General features: G+C 69.4%; 18 protein-coding genes and 2 riboswitches. Of the genes, 13 read left to right on the top strand and 5 right to left on the bottom strand.

Annotation, left to right across the window (positions count from 1 at the left end):
* Positions 1-4: 4 nt before the first annotated feature.
* Genes nadC through AB0N68_RS14080 form a run of 4 tightly spaced genes read right to left on the bottom strand, consistent with a single transcriptional unit; the run spans position 5 to position 4,438 of the window.
* Positions 5-856 (bottom strand): carboxylating nicotinate-nucleotide diphosphorylase, encoded by an 852-nt coding sequence (nadC, locus tag AB0N68_RS14095; RefSeq protein WP_187663628.1) that lies wholly within the window; start codon positions 854-856, stop codon positions 5-7.
* Positions 856-2,391, bottom strand: a complete 1,536-nt coding sequence (gene nadB, locus AB0N68_RS14090) for an L-aspartate oxidase (protein WP_313366446.1) — start codon at positions 2,389-2,391, stop codon at positions 856-858. The genes nadC and nadB overlap by 1 nt, the downstream gene beginning before the upstream one ends.
* Positions 2,388-3,725 carry a quinolinate synthase NadA gene (gene nadA, locus AB0N68_RS14085; protein ID WP_187663630.1) on the bottom strand — a complete coding sequence of 446 codons (1,338 nt, stop codon included), beginning with the start codon at positions 3,723-3,725 and terminating at the stop codon, positions 2,388-2,390. The genes nadB and nadA overlap by 4 nt, the downstream gene beginning before the upstream one ends.
* Entirely contained in the window at positions 3,722-4,438 is a 717-nt protein-coding gene (locus AB0N68_RS14080; RefSeq protein WP_187663631.1) for an NUDIX hydrolase, read from the bottom strand. Before AB0N68_RS14080 ends, nadA begins: the two co-directional genes overlap by 4 nt.
* Before the next feature lie 266 nt (positions 4,439-4,704).
* Between AB0N68_RS14080 and AB0N68_RS14075 the strand changes: the two genes are divergently transcribed.
* From AB0N68_RS14075 to AB0N68_RS14015, 13 genes are all read left to right on the top strand, one after another.
* Positions 4,705-6,405, top strand: a complete 1,701-nt coding sequence (locus AB0N68_RS14075; RefSeq protein WP_187663632.1) for an ABC transporter substrate-binding protein — start codon at positions 4,705-4,707, stop codon at positions 6,403-6,405.
* Between the two features lie 43 nt (positions 6,406-6,448).
* Positions 6,449-7,444, top strand: coding sequence for an ABC transporter permease (locus tag AB0N68_RS14070; protein ID WP_280568520.1), 996 nt, complete (start codon positions 6,449-6,451; stop codon positions 7,442-7,444).
* Positions 7,437-8,417: an ABC transporter permease gene (locus tag AB0N68_RS14065; protein ID WP_259962736.1), complete on the top strand. Its 981-nt coding sequence runs from the start codon at positions 7,437-7,439 to the stop codon at positions 8,415-8,417. Before AB0N68_RS14070 ends, AB0N68_RS14065 begins: the two co-directional genes overlap by 8 nt.
* Complete coding sequence (locus tag AB0N68_RS14060; RefSeq protein ID WP_268777760.1) at positions 8,414-9,268, top strand: ABC transporter ATP-binding protein; 855 nt, start codon at positions 8,414-8,416, stop codon at positions 9,266-9,268. Before AB0N68_RS14065 ends, AB0N68_RS14060 begins: the two co-directional genes overlap by 4 nt.
* The gene (locus AB0N68_RS14055) at positions 9,265-10,122 is read left to right on the top strand and encodes an ABC transporter ATP-binding protein (RefSeq protein WP_280568532.1); all 858 of its coding nucleotides are present in this window, start codon (positions 9,265-9,267) and stop codon (positions 10,120-10,122) included. The genes AB0N68_RS14060 and AB0N68_RS14055 overlap by 4 nt, the downstream gene beginning before the upstream one ends.
* A 49-nt stretch (positions 10,123-10,171) precedes the next feature.
* Positions 10,172-10,266, top strand: a riboswitch (glycine riboswitch).
* Position 10,267: 1 nt separating this feature from the next.
* Positions 10,268-10,366, top strand: a riboswitch (glycine riboswitch).
* Between the two features lie 51 nt (positions 10,367-10,417).
* A complete protein-coding gene (gcvT, locus tag AB0N68_RS14050; protein WP_280568535.1) occupies positions 10,418-11,533 on the top strand; it encodes a glycine cleavage system aminomethyltransferase GcvT in 1,116 nt (371 codons plus the stop codon).
* On the top strand, positions 11,530-11,907 hold the full coding sequence (gene gcvH / locus AB0N68_RS14045; RefSeq protein WP_060923660.1) for a glycine cleavage system protein GcvH: 378 nt from the start codon (positions 11,530-11,532) through the stop codon (positions 11,905-11,907). Before gcvT ends, gcvH begins: the two co-directional genes overlap by 4 nt.
* A 61-nt stretch (positions 11,908-11,968) precedes the next feature.
* On the top strand, positions 11,969-14,809 hold the full coding sequence (gene gcvP, locus AB0N68_RS14040) for an aminomethyl-transferring glycine dehydrogenase (protein ID WP_396654832.1): 2,841 nt from the start codon (positions 11,969-11,971) through the stop codon (positions 14,807-14,809).
* A 215-nt stretch (positions 14,810-15,024) separates the two neighbouring features.
* Positions 15,025-16,674, top strand: coding sequence for a peptide ABC transporter substrate-binding protein (locus AB0N68_RS14035; protein WP_187663639.1), 1,650 nt, complete (start codon positions 15,025-15,027; stop codon positions 16,672-16,674).
* Positions 16,675-16,776: 102 nt separating this feature from the next.
* Positions 16,777-17,703, top strand: a complete 927-nt coding sequence (locus AB0N68_RS14030; protein WP_187663640.1) for an ABC transporter permease — start codon at positions 16,777-16,779, stop codon at positions 17,701-17,703.
* Positions 17,696-18,637: an ABC transporter permease gene (locus AB0N68_RS14025; protein ID WP_187663641.1), complete on the top strand. Its 942-nt coding sequence runs from the start codon at positions 17,696-17,698 to the stop codon at positions 18,635-18,637. Before AB0N68_RS14030 ends, AB0N68_RS14025 begins: the two co-directional genes overlap by 8 nt.
* Positions 18,634-20,307, top strand: a complete 1,674-nt coding sequence (locus AB0N68_RS14020; protein ID WP_187663642.1) for a dipeptide ABC transporter ATP-binding protein — start codon at positions 18,634-18,636, stop codon at positions 20,305-20,307. Before AB0N68_RS14025 ends, AB0N68_RS14020 begins: the two co-directional genes overlap by 4 nt.
* Before the next feature lies 1 nt (position 20,308).
* Positions 20,309-20,875: a PH domain-containing protein gene (locus AB0N68_RS14015; protein ID WP_187663643.1), complete on the top strand. Its 567-nt coding sequence runs from the start codon at positions 20,309-20,311 to the stop codon at positions 20,873-20,875.
* A 7-nt stretch (positions 20,876-20,882) separates the two neighbouring features.
* On the opposite strand, the gene AB0N68_RS14010 is transcribed toward AB0N68_RS14015, so the two are convergent.
* Complete coding sequence (locus tag AB0N68_RS14010) at positions 20,883-21,716, bottom strand: CPBP family intramembrane glutamic endopeptidase (RefSeq protein ID WP_396654784.1); 834 nt, start codon at positions 21,714-21,716, stop codon at positions 20,883-20,885.
* Between the last annotated feature and the right edge of the window lie 64 nt (positions 21,717-21,780).

Here is a 21,780-nt window from a genome sequence, read left to right as displayed (position 1 = left end):
GGACTCAGTCGATCCGGAGGTCGAGTCCGAGGTCCAGCGCCCGCGCGGAGTGCGTGAGGGCTCCGACCGAGATCACATCCACCCCGGTCTCGGCGATGGCGCGGACGGTGGTCAGCTCGACGCCGCCCGAGGCCTCCACGATGGCGCGCTCGCCGATGAGCGCCACGCCGGCGCGCAGATCGTCGAGGGAGAAATTGTCCAGGAGCACGGTATGGGCGCCGCCGTCGAGCACCGCAGGGATCTGGTCGAGACGGTCGACCTCGACGACGACGTGGGCGGTGTGCGGCAGCCGCGAGAGTGCCTCGCGGAGAGCCGTCGCGAGATCGAGCCCGGACCTCTGGAGCACTGCGAGGTGGTTGTCCTTCGCCATGACCGCGTCGGAGAGCGAGTACCGATGGTTCCGCCCGCCGCCGGACACGACCGCGTGCCGCTCGAACGCTCGCAGACCGGGCGTGGTCTTGCGGGTGTCGGCGATGCGCGCCCGCGTTCCCTCGACTTCGCGGACGTAGGCGGCGGTGAGCGTCGCGATGCCCGACATCCGCTGCGCGAAGTTCAACGCGACGCGTTCGGCGGTGAGCACAGCGCGGGCCGGCCCTGTCACGGTGGCCAGCACGTCGGAAGCCCTGAAGGCATCGCCGTCGCCCACGTGCAGGTCGACCGTGACGTCCGGGTCGGTGAGGAGGAACGCGGCGGCGAACACCTCGCCGCCGCTGAAGACCCCGTGCTCGCGGGCGACGAGGTCGGCCGTTGCCGTCGTCTCCGCGGGGAGCAGGGTGGTGCTGGTGAGGTCGCCCCAGGGGGCGTCCTCCTCGAGCGCGGCTCCGACGACGCGGTGCAGGGTGGCGTGGGTGAGCATCAGGCGGTCTCCAGGATCGACGGGTGTCCCATGGTCGGTGCGTCGGGGGCGGGATCATCACGGTGATGGGCGCCGGCCGAGGCCGGGCGTGCCAGGGCGGCACGGAGGGTGGCGTCGGCGACCAGCAGCAGATTCCGGTCCTCGTGCGTGCGGACGTCGACCGCAGGAGGCAACCCGACGGCCCACCCGCGCACGATGCGGAGAGCGCGCTGCAGGCCGGATACGTTCCGCCGCAGGCCGACCTCGTCCCACAGCAGCCGCTGCAGAGCCGCGCGGTCGAACGGGGGGAGGGGCTCCGGTGCGACATCCGCGTCCGCGGCGTCTGTCCCGTCCGTCGATGACGGACACGGGGTGATGTCGACGGCAGCGGTGGGCCATGGCTCGTCCAGCGCGGCGGCGGCCCTGGCTCCGAACACGGCTCCTTCGAGGAGCGAGTTGGAGGCGAGCCGGTTGGCTCCGTGCACTCCTGTCCGGGCGATCTCGCCGGCGGCGTACAGCCCCGGGATGGTGGTCCGTCCGTGCCGGTCGGTGACGACGCCGCCCATGAGGTAGTGCGCGGCGGGGGTCACCGGCAGCGGCTCCCGGGACCAGTCGAAACCGCGGTCGCGCGTCACACGGTCGATGGTCGGGAAGCGGCGGGCGAGCGCATCGGCCCCCAGCCCGGTGGCATCGAGGTGCACGGGCGTCCCCTGCCGGGCTGCCTGCCCGGCGATGGCCCGGGCGACGACGTCGCGCGGGGCGAGCTCCCCGTCGGGGTGGCTGTCGAACACGAACCGTCGTCCGTCGCTGTCGCGGAGCACGGCTCCCTCACCGCGGACGGCTTCGGACAGGAGGAAGACCGGGACGCCGGGGAGGGTGGTCGGGTGGAACTGCACGAACTCCAGGTCGGCGATGGCGGCGCCGGCGCGCAGAGCCGCCGCGATGCCGTCGCCGGTCGTCTCGATCGGATTGGTCGTGTGCGCGTAGAGCTGCCCTGCCCCGCCCGTGGCGAGGATCACGGCGTCGGCCCGGATCTCGACCGCGGCGCCCTCGCGGAGGACCGTGATCCCGCGGATCCGTCCCGCCTCGACGATCAGATCGAGGAGCATCGTCCGCTCGCGGACGGACATCGGCGTGCGCTGAACGGCCGCGCATAGCGCCGCGGAGATCGCGGCCCCGGTCGCGTCGCCCCCGGCGTGGAGGATGCGGGCATGGGTGTGCGCCGCCTCCCGCCCGCGGGCGAGGGCACCGCCCGGCGCCCGGTCGAAGGCGACGCCGCGGGCCAGGAGCTCGGCGATCCGGGCGGCGCCGTCCGCCACGAGGGCGTCGACGGCGGCCGGATCGCACAGACCCGCTCCGGCGCTGATCGTGTCGGCGGCATGCGCCGCCGGTCCGTCGCCCGGCCCGTAGCCGCCGGCCACGCCGCCCTGCGCGAGCGGCGTGCATCCGCCCCCGAGCGCGCTCTTCGTCACGAGCGTCACGGCATGCCCGATCTCGTGCGCGTGCAGCGCGGCGGTGAGTCCGGCGATCCCGGAGCCGACGACGACGACGTTCATCGTGCCCCGGCGGCCACCGGCGGCTTGGCGGCGAGCATCCGCTCGAGCGCGAGGCGAGCCGGGGCGGCGACGTCAGGGGAGACCGTGATGCGGTTCGGGGTGCGGCCGGCGACCAGCTCCTCCAGGACCCACGCGAGGTAGCCGGGGTGGATGCGGTACATGGTCGAGCACGGGCAGACGACCGGGTCGAGGCAGAAGATCCGGTGCTGCGGGTACTGCGCGGCCAGGCGGCGCACGAGGTTGATCTCGGTCCCGACCGCGAACGTCGTCGGTTCCGTGGCCTCGGCGATGGCGCGGCGGATGTACTCCGTCGAGCCGGCCTCGTCGGCCGCGTCGACGACCTCCATCGGGCACTCCGGATGCACGATCACACGGACCCCCGGGTGCTCCGCGCGGGCCTGGTCGATCTGCGCCACGGTGAACCGCCGGTGCACGGAGCAGAAGCCGTGCCAGAGGATCACCTCCGCGTCGACGAGCTCCTCCGGGGTGGAGCCGCCGAGCGCTCGCCGCGGGTTCCACATCGGCATCCGGTCGAGCGGCACCCCCATGGCCTTCGCGGTGTTCCGACCCAGATGCTGGTCGGGGAAGAAGAGCACGCGACGGCCGCGGGCGAAGGCCCACTCCAGCACCGTGGCGGCGTTCGACGAGGTGCACACGATGCCGCCGTGCCGCCCGACGAAACCCTTGATCGCCGCGGAGGAGTTCATGTAGGTGACGGGGATCACCGGCACGCGGCCGTCGGAGTCGGGGGTGTCGAGGTCGCCCAGCACATCGGCGAGCTGCTCCCAGCACTCCTCCACCTGGTCGATGTCGGCCATGTCCGCCATGGAGCACCCGGCGGCGAGATTCGGCAGGATCACGGCCTGGTCGGGCTGCGACAGGAGGTCGGCGGTCTCGGCCATGAAGTGCACGCCGCAGAAGACGATCGCCTCCGCATCCGGCCGCATCGTGGCGGCGGTGGCGAGCTGGAACGAGTCACCCACCTCGTCCGCATGGGTCACGACCTCCTCGCGCTGGTAGAAGTGGCCGAGGATCACCACCCGGTCTCCGAGGGTCGCCTTGGCCGCCTCGATGCGCCGGTGGAGCTCGGCTTCGTCCGCCTCGCGGTAGGCGGCGGGGAGCTCCCCCTGCCGGGGAGCCCCGGTCGGGATGACGTCGCCCATGGAGGATCCGGGCCCGTACCCGGGGCGCGTGTCGAAGTCCCACGGGCCGACGGCGAGGTCGGTGGTGCACGTAGCGTCGGTGGAGGTCCCGCCAACGATGGCCTGGATCGCGTGATCGACGGACGGGTCGGCCGCAGGGACCACGGGGGTCGGGACGAAGGTGATGCTCATCGGGTTCTCGTTTCCTCGGGGCGGAGCGGGCCGCGGTCGGCCAGCTCGACGTCGGTGTCGTCGCGGTACAGGCGGGCCGGGCGGTGGCTGCCCGTGCGGAAGCGGTCGGTGCGGGTGAGGTTGCCCGCGGCCTCGACCTGCCGCCGGAAGTTCGCAGGGTCCAGTGGGCGCCCGAGGATCGACTCGTACGCCTCCCGCAGCTCGGCGAGCGTGAACTCGGCGGGCAGGAAGCCCTGGGCCACGCGGCTGTAGCCGACCTTGTTGCGGAGGCGCCAGAGCGCGTACTCGATGATCTCGTGATGATCGAAGGCGAGTGCGGGCAGGCCGTCGACATCGAACCACTCCACGTTCTCCGGCGCGCGACCGGACGCCCGATGCGCGGTGATCTGGGCTTCGACGTCGTCCTGACGCAGCAGTGCCCAGTACACGATCGAGACGACCCGCGTGGGGGAGCGGTCGACGGCGCCGAAGGCGTAGAGCTGCTCCAGGTAGGTGGGCGCAAGGCCCGTCGTCTCGGCGAGTGTCCGGGCCGCGGCGTCGACCGGCGACTCCTCGGGGGTGAGCCACCCGCCGGGAAGCGCCCATCGCTCTGCGAACGGCTCGCGGGTACGGCGGACGAGGGGGAGCGCGAGAACGGGAGGACCGTCGTCACCGCGGCGCAGCGTGAGGATCACCGTCGAGACGGCGACGCGGATGTCCGCACTTCGAGTCATATGCACCTTAACCTCCGCAGCCGATCTTAGTGTCATAACAACCTTTAGTGCGGGCATATGACGCGCAGGAGTGTCGAGTCCGAAACGTTATCTCCTGCCCGCAGGAAGGCTTGTTCCCCCGGAGCGGGTTTGTTAGGTTACTGTCCTAACAAACCCCTTCGAGGGCGGCCCGCAGGCCACCTCCCGGGGTTCCCGTGAACCCCGCCCGGGGTTCGGCTCCAACCGGAGAATCCCTCCTGCAGTGCAGCACCGAGAGGAAATGAAGAATGATCCGTAACGGAAAGCGCAAGATCGCGCTCACGGCGGTCGCGGGGGCCTCGGTCCTCGCCCTGGGCCTGACGGCCTGTGGTGGCGGCGGCGGTGACGGCGACGAGGGCGGCAACGCGTCCAGCGACCGTGCCCTCCGCGTCTGGGCCGGCAGCACGACGCCCATCACGACGAACTACAACCCGTTCGCCCCGAACGTGCTCCACGGCGCACTCGGCCCGATCTACGAGCCGCTGTTCTTCTACAACAAGACCAAGGACGAGGAGCCCATCGGCCTCATCGGCGAGTCCTTCGAGTACAACGAAGACGGCACGCAGATCACGGTGAAGATCAAGCCCGACCTGAAGTGGAGCGACGGCGAGCCGCTCACGGCCGCGGACGTGGCCTTCACCTTCCTGTACGAGGCGAACAACCCCGAGGGCAACCAGCTGGTCTCCGCCGAGGCCACCGACGACACCACGGTCGTGCTCACCTACGGCATCGCGCAGTACACCACGGAGTTCCAGCGGATGGGGTCGAGCTACATCCTCCCCGAGCACATCTGGAAGGACGTCGACGACTTCGCGAACTTCACGAACGAGGAGCCGGTCGGGTCGGGCCCGTACGTCGTGGACAAGACCACGAGCGAGTCCTACACGCTGGTCGCCAACGAGAACTACCGCGGCGCCGACGAGCTGGCCATCAAGAAGGTCCAGTACATCGCGGTCGACAACAACCAGACCGCGCAGGATCTCGTGACGGCGGGTGAGCTGGACTGGACCGGCATGTTCATCCCGAACCCGGACGACGCGACCGCCAACGGCAAGATCGAGTGGATCAACACGCCGCAGGACCCGACCGTCCTCTACACCTGCTCGAACGCCGAGCTCGGCTGCACGGGCCCGCAGACGGACGTGGCGGTCCGGCAGGCGCTGAACGTCGCCGTCGACCGCGCCACCATCAAGGACAAGGCGTTCGTCGGTCTCACCGCCGACGTCTCGCCCGCCTACACGCTGCTCCCGCGCGATGAGAAGTGGCTCACCGACGACGCGTACGAGGTCAGCCCGCAGGAGGCCAACGTCGAGGAGGCCGCGTCCATCCTCGAGGCTGCCGGCTACACCAAGGGCTCCTCCGGGATCTACGAGAAGGACGGCGCGCCCGTCGAGCTCAGCCTGATCTCGGTCGACGGCTGGACGGACTACAACGACGCCGCGAAGCTCATCGCCGAGCAGGCCGAGGCTGCGGGCATCAAGATCACCGCGTCGACCGTGCAGTGGCAGGAGTTCGTCGACGCCCGCCAGTCCGGCGAGTTCCAGCTGATCGTCGGCGGCGTGGTCGGCACGACCATCGCCGACCCGTTCCAGATCTACCGCGACTGGTTCGGTGGCACCGAGGTGCAGTCCACCAGCCCCGTCGGCACCGAGATCCCCCCGGGGCGCTGGAACTTCAGCCGCTACAACAACCCGACCGTCGATGCGGCCATCCAGCAGGCCATCAGCACCGAGGACGAGGCGGAGCGCAAGGAGCTCTACGCCACGATCCAGGACGCGATCGTCACTGACGTGCCCTACATCCCGCTCGTGATCAACGCCACGCAGACCTTCTACAACACGAAGGACTACACCGGTTGGCCGACCGAGGAGAACCTCTACGCGTTCCCGCCCTCCTGGGGTGCGATCGCGGCCGGGTACGTGCTGACGCAGATCAAGCCCGCCGGCTGAGTCTCGAGAGGAGCAGGGGAAGCAGGAAGTCAGGACAGGTGACATGAAGTTCTATGCACGAAGGATCGGGTTCTACGCGTTCACGCTGTGGGCCGCGATCTCCATCAACTTCCTGCTTCCCCGGCTCATGCCGGGGGATCCCGCCGACATCATGATCGCGAAGATGCAGCGGGCCGGCGGAGAGGTCTCCGAGACCACCATCCGCAACATCAAGCTCCTGCTCGGCGGTGATGATGCGTCCCTCTGGGAGCAGTACCTCGCGTACTGGGGACGCATGCTCCGCGGCGATCTCGGGGTGTCGGTGACCAAGTTCCCCACCCCGGTGGCGGAGCTGATCGCCGGCGCCCTGCCGTGGACGCTGGTGCTCGTCGGCACCGCCACGGTCATCTCCTTCCTGCTCGGCGTCGTTCTCGGTGCGTGGGCCGGGTGGAAGCGCGGCACCTGGGTCGACCACCTCATCCCGGCGACCACCGTCCTGCAGTCCATCCCGTACTTCTGGCTCGCGCTCGTCCTCATCGCCGTCTTCGCCGTCGGTCTGGGATGGTTCCCGATGTTCGGCGGGTATGACGTCTTCGACTTCCCGGACGGCCCGGAGCCGACCTGGGCGTTCTTCACCGACGCCGTCACCCACTCGCTCCTTCCCGCGATCACGATCGTGATCAGCTCGGTGGGCGGCTGGATGTTCGGCATGCGCAACATGATGGTCTCCACGCTCGCCGAGGACTACGTCCTCACCGCTGAGGCGAAGGGACTGCGGCCGCGGCGCATCATGACGACGTACGCCGCGCGGAACGCCGCCATCCCGTCGATCGCGGGCTTCTCGATCACCCTCGGCTTCGTCGTCGCCGGCTCCATCGTCATGGAGCAGGTGTTCACCTACCCGGGTGTCGGCAAGCTCATGTTCCAGGCCGTCACCAACAACGACTACGCGCTGATGCAGGGGCTGTTCCTCGTGATCACCCTCACGGTGCTCGTCGCCAACTTCTTCATGGACCTCGTCTATGGCTTCATCGACCCGAGGGCTCGCCAGAATGTCTGACACGAAGAACCCGCTCCTCGTGGAGGAGTCGCCCACCGTCGCCCCCGAGGGCACCGTCGCTCTGGCCACCCAGCGTCAGGAACGCAGACGTCGCCGCATCCTGCCCAGCACCTCGCCGAAGTTCATCGTCGGTGCCGTGCTCGTGCTCGCCATCGTGCTCTTCGCGATCATCGCGCCGTTCTTCACGCAGAACCCGCGCAGCACCGACAACCCCGCCCTCGCCGCGCCGTCGGCGGAGCACTGGCTGGGCACGACCAAGCTCGGCAACGACGTGCTCGCGCAGCTCGCGATCGGAGCGCAGGGGTCGCTGCTCATCGGCGTCACGGCCGGCGGCATCGCCATCGTGCTCTCGCTCCTCTTCGGTGTCCTGGCCGGGTACCTCGGCGGCTGGCGGGAGGACGTCCTCGCGCTGCTGACCAACGTCATGATCGTGATCCCCGGACTGCCGCTGGTCATGGTGATCGCGTCGTTCGTGCCGCAGCGCAGCTGGCAGCTCGTCGCCTTCGTCCTCGGCATCACCTCGTGGGCCGGAGCGGCGTACGTGCTGCGGCTGCAGACCCGCTCGCTCCGCACCCGCGACTACGTGTACGCGTCGAAGGTGGCGGGGGAGAAGTCCCTCCGGGTGATCCTCGTCGAGATCATGCCGAACCTGCTCCCGCTGCTGACCGCGCAGTTCCTGTTCGCGATCATCTTCGCCATCCTCGGCGAGGCGGGGCTCTCCTACCTCGGCCTCGGCCCGAACTCCTCGATCACCTGGGGCTCGATCCTCAACGACGCCCAGTCTGGTCAGGCCCTCGGCCGCGGCGCCTGGTGGTGGTTCGTGCCGCCGGGCATCATGATCGCGATCCTCGGCGCGGGACTCGCGCTGATCAACTTCGCCATCGACGAGGTCATCAACCCGAAGCTGCGCAACGCGCCCGATGCGGCCCGTCGTCTGCGCAAGGCCGCGAAGGAGAAGGGGGTCACCGCATGAGCGACGCCGTGCTCACCGCCAGGAACGTCTCGATCGAGTACGAGGTCGACCCGCCGGTCAAAGCCGTCCGCGATGTCTCACTCACTCTCCACCGGGGCGAGATCCTCGGGCTCGCGGGGGAGTCGGGCTGCGGGAAGACCACCCTCGCGTACGGGATGAACCGGCTGCTCAAGGCGCCGGCCCTGATGACCGACGGCGAGATCGTGTTCCACGACCGCGACGGCCACGACATCGACGTCGTCGGACTCGACGGCGACGGGCTGCGCGCATTCCGCTGGGACAAGATCTCGATGGTCTTCCAGGGGGCGATGAACTCCCTCAACCCGGTCATCTCGGTCCGCGCGCAGATCTTCGACATCTTCGACACCCATCGCCCCGGCATGTCGAAGAAGGCCAAGCAGGAGCGCGCCGAGGAGCTGCTCACGCTCGTCGGCGTCGACCCCGGGCGGCTGACGAGCTTCCCGCACGAGCTCTCCGGCGGCATGCGCCAGCGCATGATGATCGCGATGGCGCTGGCACTCGACCCGCAGGTCATGATCATGGACGAGCCCACGACGGCGCTCGACGTGGTCGTGCAGCGCGGCATCATCCGGGAGATCATGCGTCTGCGGGAGAAGCTCGGGTTCGCGGTGATCTTCATCACCCACGACCTGCCCATGCTCATCGAGATCAGCGACCGCATCGCCGTCATGCTGCAGGGACGGATCGTCGAGCAGGGCACGGCCGAGGAGATCTACCGCAACCCGCAGCACGAGTACACCCAGCGGCTGCTGTCGAGCTTCCCGTCCCTCACGGGCGAGCGGGGCGACTTCGTCCGCAGCGGCGGCGTGAACCAGGAGGTCATCCGATGAGCGTGGACGGGACGAGGCGTGCGGGCACCCTCGAGGCGAGGAACCTCGTCAAGGACTTCCACCTGCGGTCGGGGTTCCGCACGAGTGTGCTGCACGCGGTGAAGGACGTGTCGTTCACCCTGGAGGCGGGGCGGACCACGGCCCTCGTCGGCGAGTCCGGATCGGGGAAATCCACCATCGCCCGGATGCTGATGAAGCTGGAGACGCCGACCTCGGGGAGCATCCTCCTGGACGGCGAGGAATCCGGCACGCGGGGCTCGGCCCTGGAGCGCTACCGGTCGGACGTGCAGATGGTCTTCCAGGACCCGTTCGCCTCGCTGAATCCCTTCCACACGATCGTGCACCACCTGGAGCGTCCGATCCGGCTGCACCACCCGAAGCTCGACAGCCGCGAGGTGCGGGCGCGGGCGATCGAGCTGCTGGAGCGCGTGCGGCTCACTCCGGGGGAGAGCTTCGCCGAACGGCGCCCGCACGAGCTCTCCGGTGGGCAGCGGCAGCGCGTGGCGATCGCGCGGGCCCTCGCCCCCGGTGCCCGGTTCATCGTGGCGGACGAGCCGGTGTCGATGCTCGACGTGTCGATCCGGCTCGGCGTGCTCAACCTGGTCGCCGAGCTGCAGCGCGAGGAGAACCTCGGCGTCCTCTACATCACACACGATCTGGCGACCGCGCGGCACTTCTCCGACGACATCATGGTGCTCTTCCAGGGCGATGTCGTGGAGCGGGGAACAGCCGACGAGGTGATCCTGAACCCGCAGCACGAGTACACCAAGACGCTCCTGGCGGCGGCACCCGAACCGGAGAACCTCGGCAGGCTCCGTGACGAGGTCAGGGCGGAGCTCGCCCTGGGCTCCTGAGCGGGCGGGGGAGACCGCTAGACTGAACCCACAATCGAAGACAGGCCGAACGACCGACGCGGGAGAGCCCCGGCGCATGCAGCCGGGCACCGAAGGAGCAAGCCTCCCCGCCAATCTCTCAGGTACGCGTACCGCGGAGGTCCGGCCGCTCTGAAAAGCGATCCCGAGCACCGGGGGATCCGCCGACGGTGAAAGCCCTGTGCACGCGCGCGGGCGAAGCTCTCAGGCCCATGACAGAGGGGGAGTTCCCAGGGACGACGTCGTCGTCCCGCCCGACCCAGCCCGGGAGAACTCCATGTCCGACCCCCGCTACACCCCGTTGCGCGAGCGCCATGAGGCGCTCGGCGCCTCCTTCACCGATTTCGGCGGCTGGCAGATGCCGGTGCGCTACACGTCCGACCTCGCCGAACACCACGCGGTGCGGCAGGCGGCGGGCGTCTTCGACATCTCGCATATGGCGGAGTTCACGGTCCGCGGCACCGGTGCCGCGGCGTTCCTCGACTACGCCCTCGCCGGACGGCTGTCCGCGCTCGCGGTCGGCAAGGCGAAGTACTCGCTGCTGCTGACGCCTCAGGGCGGCATCGTCGACGATGTGATCGTCTACCGCCTGGCGGACGACGACTTCCTCATCATCTCCAACGCGGGCAACCGCGAGGCCGTGCGTCAGGCACTCACCGAGCGGGTGGCGGACGCCGACGCGGGCCCCGTGGAGGTCGCGGACGTCTCGGACGACTACGCGCTGATCGCCGTGCAGGGCCCTCGGGCCGAGGAGATCCTCGCGGCGACGGAGGGCATCGCCGACGTCAGCGTCCCGTGGGCGGAGCAGAAGTACTACGCGTGGGCGACCGCGTCTTTCGCGGGGGAGCCGCTGCTCCTCGCCCGCACCGGCTACACCGGAGAGGACGGCTTCGAACTCCTCGTCCCGGCCGCCCACGCGACCGCGCTGTGGGACGCGGTGCTCGACGCCGGTACTCCGCACGGTCTGGTTCCCGCCGGCCTCGCCGCCCGCGACACGCTCCGGCTGGAGGCCGGCATGCCGCTGTACGGCCATGAGCTCAGCCTCGCCACCGCACCCGCCCAGGCCGGCCTCGGCCGCGTCGTGGTCGCCGCGAAGGACAGTTTCGTCGGCAAGGACGCGCCGGCGCCCGCCGACGACGCCCGGATCCTCGTCGGCCTGACGGCGGAGGGGCGACGCGCCGGCCGTGCCGGCTACGCGGTCGTCGACGCCGACGGCACCCCGATCGGAGAGATCACCAGCGGCGCCCTGAGCCCGACGCTCGGCCACCCCATCGCGATGGCCTTCGTCGACCCTTCTTCCGCAGAGGAGGGAACCGCAGTATTCCTTGATGTGCGGGGGACCCGCATCCCCGCGACCGTGACCGCCCTGCCTTTCTACCGGAGGACAAAATGACCGACCTCAGCGCACTCCGCTACACCGACGAGCACGAGTGGATCGCCGGTGATGGCGACACCGTCACCATCGGCATCACCGACTACGCCGCCGAGAAGTTGGGGGACGTCGTCTTCGTCGAACTCCCCGCCGTCGGCACCGAGCTGACCGCCGGCTCCGTCGTCGGCGAGATCGAGTCCACCAAGTCGGTCGGGGAGCTCTACGCCCCGGTCGCCGGCACGGTCGTCGAGATCAACGACGCCGTCGTCGACGACCCCTCGCTCGTCAACGCCGAGCCGTTCGAGGGCGGCTGGCTGCTCAAGGTGTCCGTCGCCGCCGGCGCGCTGGACGGACTGCTGGACCGCGACGCCTACGTCGCACTCACGGAGGGCTGATCCGGAAGTGGTTGCATTCGCCGATCGTCACATCGGACCGACCGAGGCCGCCCAGCGCACGATGCTCGACGCGCTCGGTCTCGGCTCCGTCGACAGCGGGACGCTGAGCCCGGTCGAGGAGCTCATGCGTCAGGCCGTCCCCGCCTCGATCTACACGGGACCGGAGGGCGCGGTCGCCGACTCCCGCATCCCGGTCGCCGCGTCGGAGACCGAGGCGCTGGCCGAGCTGCGTGCCCTCGCCGGGCGCAACACCGTGAACCGCTCGATGATCGGCCTCGGTTACTACGGCACCGTCACCCCGCAGGTCATCCAGCGCAACGTCCTCGAGAACCCGTCCTGGTACACGGCCTACACGCCGTACCAGCCCGAGATCTCGCAGGGGCGCCTGGAAGCGCTGATCAACTTCCAGACGATGGTGGCCGAGCTCACCGGCCTCACCACCGCGAACGCGTCGATGCTCGACGAGTCCACCGCGGTCGTGGAGGCGATGCTGCTCGCGCGCCGGGCATCGAAGACCGCGTCGAACGTGTTCGCAGTGGACGCGGATGCGCTGCCCCAGACGAAGGCCATGCTCGCGTCCCGCGCCGAGGCGCTCGGCATCGAGCTCGTCGCGGTCGACTTCGCGGCGGGGGAGGAGCTCCCCGCCGAGCTCTTCGGCGTCTTCGTGCAGTATCCGGGGGCTTCGGGCCGCGTGTGGGATCCGTCCGCGGTGTTCGACGCCGCGCACGTCGCCGGCGCGCTCGCCGTCGCGGCCGCCGACCTGCTCGCGCTGACGCTCCTCACCGCGCCCGGCACCCTCGGGGCCGACGTGGCCGTGGGCACGACGCAGCGCTTCGGTGTGCCGATGGGCTTCGGCGGCCCGCACGCCGGCTACATGGCCGTGCGCGCAGGCCTGGAGCGGCAGCTGCCCGGACGCCTCGTCGGCGTCTCCGTCGACGCCGAAGGCAAGCCGGCCTACCGCCTCTCGCTGCAGACCCGCGAGCAGCACATCCGCCGCGAGAAGGCGACGTCGAACATCTGCACCGCTCAGGTGCTCCTCGCCGTGATGGCGTCGATGTACGCGGTCTACCACGGCCCGGACGGGCTTCGACAGATCGCCCGCGATGTGACCGCCAAGGCGACCCTGCTGCGCGAGTGGCTCGTCGAGGCCGGCGCCGAGGTCGTCCACGAGCACTTCTTCGACACACTGACCGTGCGCGTCCCCGGCCGGGCGGCGGAGTACGCGGACCAGGCACGGGGCGGCTACGGCATCCTCCTGCGGGTCGCCGACGTCGACACGATCGGCATCGCGGTCGACGAGACGACCACGGTGGCCGAGCTGCACCAGGTCGCGCAGGTCTTCGGAGGGAAGCAGGAGCGCGCCTTCGGCTTCGGCCTCGGCGACGCGGACGCGCTGCCGGACGCCCTCCGCCGCGAGGACGAGTACCTCACGCACCCGGTGTTCCACAGCCACCGCAGCGAGACCGCCATGATGCGGTACCTGAAGAGCCTGTCCGACCGGGACTACGCGCTCGACCGCGGAATGATCCCGCTCGGCTCGTGCACCATGAAGCTCAACGCCGCCACGGAGATGGCCGCCATCACGTGGCCGGAGTTCGCGGGCATCCACCCGTTCGCCCCGGAGGCCGACGTGCGCGGCTACCTGGAGCTCATCGACCAGCTCGAGGGCTGGCTCGCCGAGATCACCGGGTACGACGCGGTGTCGCTGCAGCCGAACGCCGGATCCCAGGGGGAGCTCGCCGGCCTCCTCGCGATCCGCGGCTACCACCGCGCGAACGGCGACGACCACCGCATCGTGTGCCTCATCCCGTCCTCCGCCCACGGCACGAACGCGGCCTCCGCCGTGCTCGCGGGCATGAAGGTCGTCGTGGTGGCGAGCGATGCGCTCGGCAACGTCGACCTGGACGACCTGCGCGCGAAGATCGCCCAGCACGCCGACGACCTGGCGGCGCTGATGATCACGTACCCGTCCACGCACGGCGTGTACGAGGAGCAGGTCGTCGAGATCACCGGGGCGGTGCACGCGGCCGGCGGTCAGGTGTACGTCGACGGCGCGAACCTCAACGCGCTCCTCGGCTACGCCCGCTTCGGCGACCTGGGCGGCGACGTCTCGCACCTCAACCTGCACAAGACGTTCGCCATCCCGCACGGCGGCGGCGGCCCGGGCATCGGTCCGGTCGCGGCGAAGGCGCACCTCGCGCCGCACCTGCCGTCGCACCCGCTCGCGCAGCGCGCCGAGCACTTCGGCGGCCACACGTTCGAGGGCGCCGTGATCTCCGCGGCACCGTACGGCTCCGCGGGCATCCTCCCGATCTCGTGGGCGTACGTGCGCATGATGGGGGCCGAGGGGCTCCGGCGCGCGACCGCCGCGGCGGTCCTCTCGGCGAACTACATCGCCGAGCGCCTCGGCGGCCACTTCCCGGTGCTCTACACGGGGGAGAACGGTCGGGTCGCGCACGAGTGCATCCTCGACCTGCGTCCGCTCAAGGAGGCCACCGGCATCTCCGTCGACGACGTCGCCAAGCGCCTGATCGACTACGGGTTCCACGCCCCGACCATGTCGTTCCCGGTCGCCGGCACCCTCATGGTGGAGCCCACCGAGTCGGAGGACTTCGACGAGATCGAGCGGTTCATCGAGGCGATGATCATGATCAAGGCCGAGGCGGACGCCGTCGCCGCGGGGCGCTGGCCCGCAGACGACAACCCGCTCGTGCACGCCCCGCACACCGCGGTCTCGCTCATCGCGGGGGAGTGGGCGCACGCCTACACCCGCGAGGAGGCCGCCTATCCGGTGCGCTCGCTGGTGGCGGCGAAGTACTGGCCGCCGGTCCGCCGGATCGACCAGGCGTACGGCGACCGCAACCTCGTCTGCGCCTGCCCGCCGATCGAGGCCTTCGCCTGACACGGACCCGCACGACGAACGGCGTCGCGCCCGCCTCCCGGCGGCGCGGCGCCGTTCGCGTTACGCCATGTTTCCGTCATGTGACAGATGGTCACCACTCAGTAACAGTTCGTTAGCCGAACGTCCTGGACTCGCGACCCCCGGGTTACGCTCAGGTATCCCTGCGCGCTCGATGATGAGCCGCGCAGAATTCCCACGTCCACAGGAGGACAAAAGTGAAGCGCAACAAGATCGCCCTCGCGGGCAGCGCACTGTTCGTGATCGGCGCCCTGACTCTCGCCGGCTGCGCGAGCGGCGGCGGCAACTCGGGAGACGACGGCAGCGGGGCGAAGGCCGACCCGGATGCCATCATCACCACGAACGGCTCCGAGCCCGAGAACCCGCTCATCCCGACCAACACCAACGAGGTCGGCGGCGGCAAGATCCTCGACGAGATCTTCGCCGGGCTCGTCTACTACGACGCCGAGGGCAAGCCGGTCAACGACATGGCCGAGGAGATCGTGACCGAAGACCCGCAGCACCTCACGGTGACGCTGAAGGAGGGGCAGACCTTCTCCGACGGCGAAGAGGTCACGGCCGACAACTTCATCAAAGCGTGGAACTACGGCGCCCAGGCGGAGAACGCGCACCTCTCGAACTACTTCTTCGAGGACATCGAGGGCTTCCAGAACACCGAAGAGGTGTACGGCGCGCAGGGCGACCTGACCGGCCTCGAGCAGGTGGACGACTACACCTTCAAGATCACCCTGAACAAGCCGGCCGCCGACTTCGCGCTGCGCCTCGGCTACTCGGCGTACTACCCGCTGCCTGACGCGGCGTTCGAGGACATGGACGCCTTCGGGGAGAACCCGATCGGCAACGGTCCGTACAAGCTCGACGGCGAGGGCGCCTGGCAGCACGACGTGCAGATCGACCTGGTCCGCAACGACGACTACGAGGGCGGGCGCCAGGCGAAGAACGGCGGTCTCACGATCAAGTTCTACGCGACCCAGGATGCGGCCTACGCGGACCTGCAGGGCAACAAGGTCGACGTCATCGACGTCATCCCCGCCGTCTCGCTGCCCACGTTCCAGGATGACCTCGGCGACCGCGCTGTGAACCAGCCGTCCGCCGTGTTCCAGTCGTTCACGATCGGGCAGTTCCTGCCGCACTTCTCGGGCGAAGAGGGCATCCTCCGTCGCCAGGCCATCTCGATGGCGTTCGACCGCGACCAGATCACCGACAAGATCTTCTTCGGCACCCGCACCACGGCCTCCGACTTCACGTCGCCGGTCATCGACGGCTGGTCGGACTCGATCTCGGGCAACGAGGTCCTGAAGTACGACCCGGAGAAGGCCAAGGAGCTGTGGGCCGAGGCCGACGCGATCTCCCCGTGGGAGGGCGAGTTCAAGATCGCCTACAACACCGACGGCGGCCACCAGGAGTGGGTCGAGGCCGTGACCAACGCGATCTCCAACACGCTGGGCATCGAGGCCTCGGGCGACCCGTACCCGACCTTCTCGGTCATCCGCGAGGAGATCAACAACAACAGCATCAAGACCGCCGCCCGCTCGGGTTGGCAGGCCGACTACCCCGGTCTGTACAACTTCCTCGGCCCGCTCTACGCGACCAACGCCGGTTCGAACGACGGCGACTACTCGAACCCCGAGTTCGACAAGCTGATCGCCGACGGCATCAGCAACACCGACACCGCGGCTCAGGTCGAGGAGTTCACCAAGGCGCAGGAGATCCTCTTCAACGATCTCCCCGCGATCCCGCTGTGGTACTCCAACGTGACCGGTGGCTACGCCGACACGGTGGACAACGTCACCTTCGGCTGGAACTCGGTGCCGCTGTACTACGAGATCACGAAGGCTGCCGAATAGGCCTGACGGAGCTCGCAACCGCGAGGCGGTGACGGTCTTCCGTCACCGCCTCGTCGGGTGCTTCCGTCCTGCCTGTTCGCGACCGCCCGAAAGCGACAGCGGATGCTCAGCTATATCCTCAGACGTCTTCTCCAGGTGATCCCCGTCTTCTTCGGGGCCACTCTGCTCATCTACTTCCTCGTCTTCGCGATGCCGGGAGACCCGATCCTCGCGCTGTTCGGCGACCGTACGCCCAGCGAGGCCCTCGTCAACGCGCTCCGCGAGGAGTACCACCTCAACGATCCGTTCCTGGTGCAGTACTGGTACTACATCACCGGTGTCTTCCAAGGTGATCTCGGCGTGACGTTCTCCGGCCGGCCGGTCTCCGACGTTCTCGTCGACACCCTGCCGGTCACGGGTCGTCTCGCGATCATGGCGATCGGCATCGAGTTCGCCCTCGCGATCTCCGTCGGAACCATCTCGGCGCTGCGCAAGGGGAAGCTCTTCGACACGACGGCCCTGCTCGTCGCGCTCGTGGCCCTCGCCATCCCGATCTTCGTGATGTGCTTCCTTGCGCAGTACTTCCTGGCGATCCAGTGGGGCTGGTTCAGCCCCACGGTCGGCTCCGACAACGACTGGGGCGGCCTGTGGCTCCCCGCGCTCGTCCTCGGGTTCAGCCTGTTCGCCGTCAGCATGCGCCTGATGCGCAGCTCGGTGATCGACACCCTCAACCAGGACTGGGTGCGCACGGCATACAGCAAGGGGCTCTCGCGGCGACGCGTCCTCCCCGTGCACGTGCTGCGCAACTCCCTCATCCCGGTCATCACCAACTCCGCCACGAACTTCGGTGTCCTTCTCGTCGGGGCCACCGTGACCGAGGGGATCTTCAACATCCCCGGTGTCGGCAACACGCTCTATCAGGCGGCGATCCGGGGCGAGGGACCGACCGTGGTCTCCTTCGTGACGGTGTTCGTCATCCTGTACGTGCTGGTGAACCTTGTCATCGACCTGCTCTACGGTCTGCTCGACCCGAGGATCCGCTATGTCTGACCCCACCACGCAGAAGCACTACGTCGCCCCGGTCGAGACCGAGACGATCTCCGTCGACGCCGTCCGCGTCGGCGAGAAGCCCAGCAACCTGTGGCGTGACGCCTGGCGGGACCTGCGCCGTCGTCCGCTGTTCTGGTTCGCCGTGTTCCTCGCCGCCGTGTTCGTGCTGATGTCGTTCTGGCCGACGCTGTTCACACAGGTCAATCCGCGCGTGTGCGAATTGACGTACAGCAACGAGGGCCCCACCGCGGGTCATCCGCTCGGCTACAACTTCCAGGGATGCGACATCTACGCGCGTGTCGTGTGGGGTGCGCAGACCTCGCTCGCCGTCGGACTGATCGCGACCGTGATCTCCGCGGTCCTCGGCCTGATCATGGGAGCGATCGCCGGTTTCTACGGCGGCTGGCTCGATGCCCTCCTCTCCCGCGTGGGCGACATCTTCTTCGCGATCCCGTACATCCTCGCCGCGCTCGTCGTGATGACGGTGCTGTCGGACTACCGGTCGGTGTGGACGCTCGCGCTCGCCATCGGCGGGTTCTCCTGGGCCTCGACGGCTCGCGTCGTGCGTGCCGAGATCCTGCGGGTGCGTCAGGCGGACTTCGTCATGGCATCGCGCGCCCTGGGGTTGTCGCAGTTCAAGACGCTGGTGACCCACGTCGTTCCCAACGGGATCGCACCGCTGCTGGTCGTGTCGACGCTCGGCCTCGCCGCCGCCATCGTGGCCGAGGCGACGCTGTCGTTCCTGGGCGTCGGGCTCGACGGCACCGTCGTCTCCTGGGGTAAGGACATCAGCCAGGCGCAGGCGGCTCTGCGCGTCGCTCCGATGTCCCTCATCTATCCGTCGATCGCGCTCACCCTCGCGGTGCTCGCTTTCGTGAGCCTCGGCGAGCTCATCCGAGACGCCATCGACCCGAAGGCGAGGGCTCGCCGATGAGCGACCGCAACACCCCACAGATCCCATTGCTGAGCGTGCGCGACCTCACCGTCGCATTCCGCACGCAGGACGGGATGCGCGAGGTCCTGCACGGGATCACGTTCGATGTGATGCCCGGTGAGACCGTGGCCATCGTCGGCGAGTCCGGCTCGGGCAAGTCGACCACGGCGACCGCCATCGTCGACCTGCTCCCGGGCACGGGGACGATCACGGGCGGGTCCATCACGCTGGAGGGACGCCCGCTGACCGGGTTGAGCCGGCGCGACATGGAGGCGGTGCGCGGTCGAGACATCGGCTTCGTCCCGCAGGACCCGATGTCGAGCCTGAACCCCGTGTGGAGCATCGGCTTCCAGGTGAAGGAGGCCGTCCGCGCGAACGGCGTCGCCCAGGGGCGCGCCGCCGCGAAGGCGCGGACGATCGAGGTGCTGCAGCAGGCCGGGCTGGCGGATGCCGAGCGTCGCCTGCACCAGTATCCGCACCAGTTCTCCGGCGGTATGCGCCAGCGGGCGCTGATCGGGATCGGTCTCGCGGCCGACCCGAAGCTCCTCATCGCCGACGAGCCGACCTCGGCTCTCGACGTGACGGTGCAGCGGGTCATCCTCGACCACATGGCGTCGCTCACGCGCGATAAGGGTACCTCGGTGCTGCTGATCACGCACGACCTGGGACTCGCGGCCGAACGCGCCGAGAAGATCATCGTGATGAACGGCGGCAACATCGTCGAGGCGGGCCCCAGCCGGCAGATCCTGGAGAACCCGCAGCACCCGTACACGAAGCGACTGGTCGCTGCAGCGCCCAGCGTCGCCTCGCAGCGGATCCAGGCGGTGGTGGAGGACCGGGGCATCGAGACGCTCGACGACCTGGCCGACATCCCGCCGACGGTCCGCGTGGCCGGCCTGACCAAGGACTACAAGATCCGGCAGGGCAACTTCCGCAGCGAGGCGTTCCGGGCGGTGGACGACGTGTCGTTCGAGATCCCGCGCGGAAAGACGCTGGCCCTCGTCGGCGAGTCGGGTTCGGGGAAGTCCACGGTCGCGAAGATGGTCCTCAAGCTGGAGGAGCCGACGAGCGGGACGATCGAGATCGACGGGCAGGACGTGTCCCACCTGTCGAACGCGCAGTCGTTCGGACTCCGCCGGCGGATGCAGCCGGTGTTCCAGGACCCCTATGGGTCCCTGGATCCGCTGCGGAACATCGGCAACACCATCGCGGAGCCGCTGCAGATCCACGGCGTCGGCGACCGGGCCTCGCATCGCGCCCGTGTGGAGGAGCTCCTGGAGCAGGTCGCCCTGCCGCAGGCGCTGGCCACGCGCTATCCGAACGAGCTCTCCGGCGGACAGCGTCAGCGCGTCGCGATCGCGCGTGCGCTGGCGCTCAAGCCCGACATCATCGTCCTCGACGAGGCGGTGTCGGCGCTCGACGTGCTCGTGCAGGATCAGATCCTGAAGCTCCTCGCCGACCTGCAGTCCGAGCTCGACCTCACCTACCTCTTCATCACGCACGACCTCGCGGTCGTCCGGGTCTCCAGTGACCTGGTCTGCGTCATGGAGAAGGGCAAGGTGGTCGAGCAGGGGACGGTCGACGAGATCTTCGCGAACCCGCAGGAGGAGTACACGGATCGTCTGCTGCAGGCGATCCCGGGTGCGTCGATCCCGCTCGGCGGCCTCTGAGGTGGCGTCTCCCGGACACCCCGAGGGCGCACGGACCTTCCGTGCGCCCTCGGGCACCGTCGTCTTCGTGCTCAGCATCCTGCTCGTGCTGTTCCTGCTGGGCGACACCGTCGTCAACGGCAGCATCGTGCAGGCGCTGCTCGTGGCGCCCTGGCTGCTGCTCGGCCTGTGGATCGTGTACGAGACGGCCTTCGTCTCCTTCGTCCGCGTGGATCAGGAGGGGGCCGTGGTGCAGAACCTGCTGCGTCGCACGACCTTCGGCTGGGCGCACGTGCAGGACATCGACATGCGGTGGCAGCTCGAGTTCACGCTGGACGACGGCCGTACCCTGAGCTGCTGGGGCGGACCGGCCAAGGCGCGTCCGCCTCGTCGCTCCCGCGAGGAGGACGCCGAGCCGGAGGTGCCGTCCGCGCTCCGGGTGCTCACGGGCATCCGCGATCTGTGGACCGCGGCTCCCTCGACGGCGGACGCGCCGATCCGACGCAGCTGGGACGGCCCGGCCCTCATCGCCCTCGCGGTGATCGTGCTGTGGGCCGTCGCGGCGCTCGTCGTCGTCAACCTCGGCTGAGCGGGCCTCAGCCGGGAAGACCGAACAGGGCGGGCCAGGTGGCCGCGGCCCAGGGGTAGCCGACGAAGGCCGCCGCGTCGATGAGGAAGTGCGCCACCAGGAACGGCAGTAGCCGACCGGTGCGGTGGTAGAGCCATCCGAAGAGCAGCCCCATCGCGAGGTTGCCGATGAAGGCGCCGGGCCCCTGATAGAGGTGGTACGTCGCGCGGAGCACCGAGGTCGAGACGATGATCGTCCATGGCGACCACCCCAGCTGCCGCAGGCGGGCGAACAGGTACCCGAGCACGACGAACTCCTCCTGCAGCGACGCGCGCGCGGCGGCGAGCAGCAGGATCGGCACGGTCCACCAATGGGCGTCGAGGCCCGCCGGGTTCACGGCGACGAAGAGTCCGAGGGCCCGGCCGCCGAAGTAGAGCGCCAGTCCCGGCACGCCGATCGCGAGGACGAGGAGCGCGCCGCGGCCGATGTCGGCCGCCACCCGGGTGCCGTCGAGTCCCAGCCGCTCCAGGTGGGGGCGGCGGCGCTGCCACAACAGGAAGCAGACGAGGAGCACAGGCACCAGCCCGAAGCCGATCGACAGCACCTGATAGATGAGGTCGAAGACCTCCCGGTCGCTGCGGGAGGGGTTGAGGGTGGCCGTCTGATCCGCGAGGGGCGTGTCGTCCGTGAGTCGATAGGCGAGCTGCACGATCGCGTAGATCGCGGACTGACCGAGACCCAGGGCCAGCACGATGGCGATCTCCCACCACAGCCGCCCTGAGCCTTCGCGCGGCTCGTCGCTCCGCCTCGGCGCGGTCGAGGACGTCTGCGGGACCGGGGGAGTCGGGTCGGGGAGGGTCACGGGACGATGGTACGACGTGCGTTCAGGAACCCGATCCGCGCGTACGTTATCCTGGAACGTCGGC

This window comes from Microbacterium meiriae (genome assembly GCF_040685015.1).
Classification (GTDB): domain Bacteria; phylum Actinomycetota; class Actinomycetes; order Actinomycetales; family Microbacteriaceae; genus Microbacterium; species Microbacterium meiriae.
Note: the sequence above shows the minus strand (reverse complement) of the source record. Positions and strands in the feature narration are given on the sequence as shown.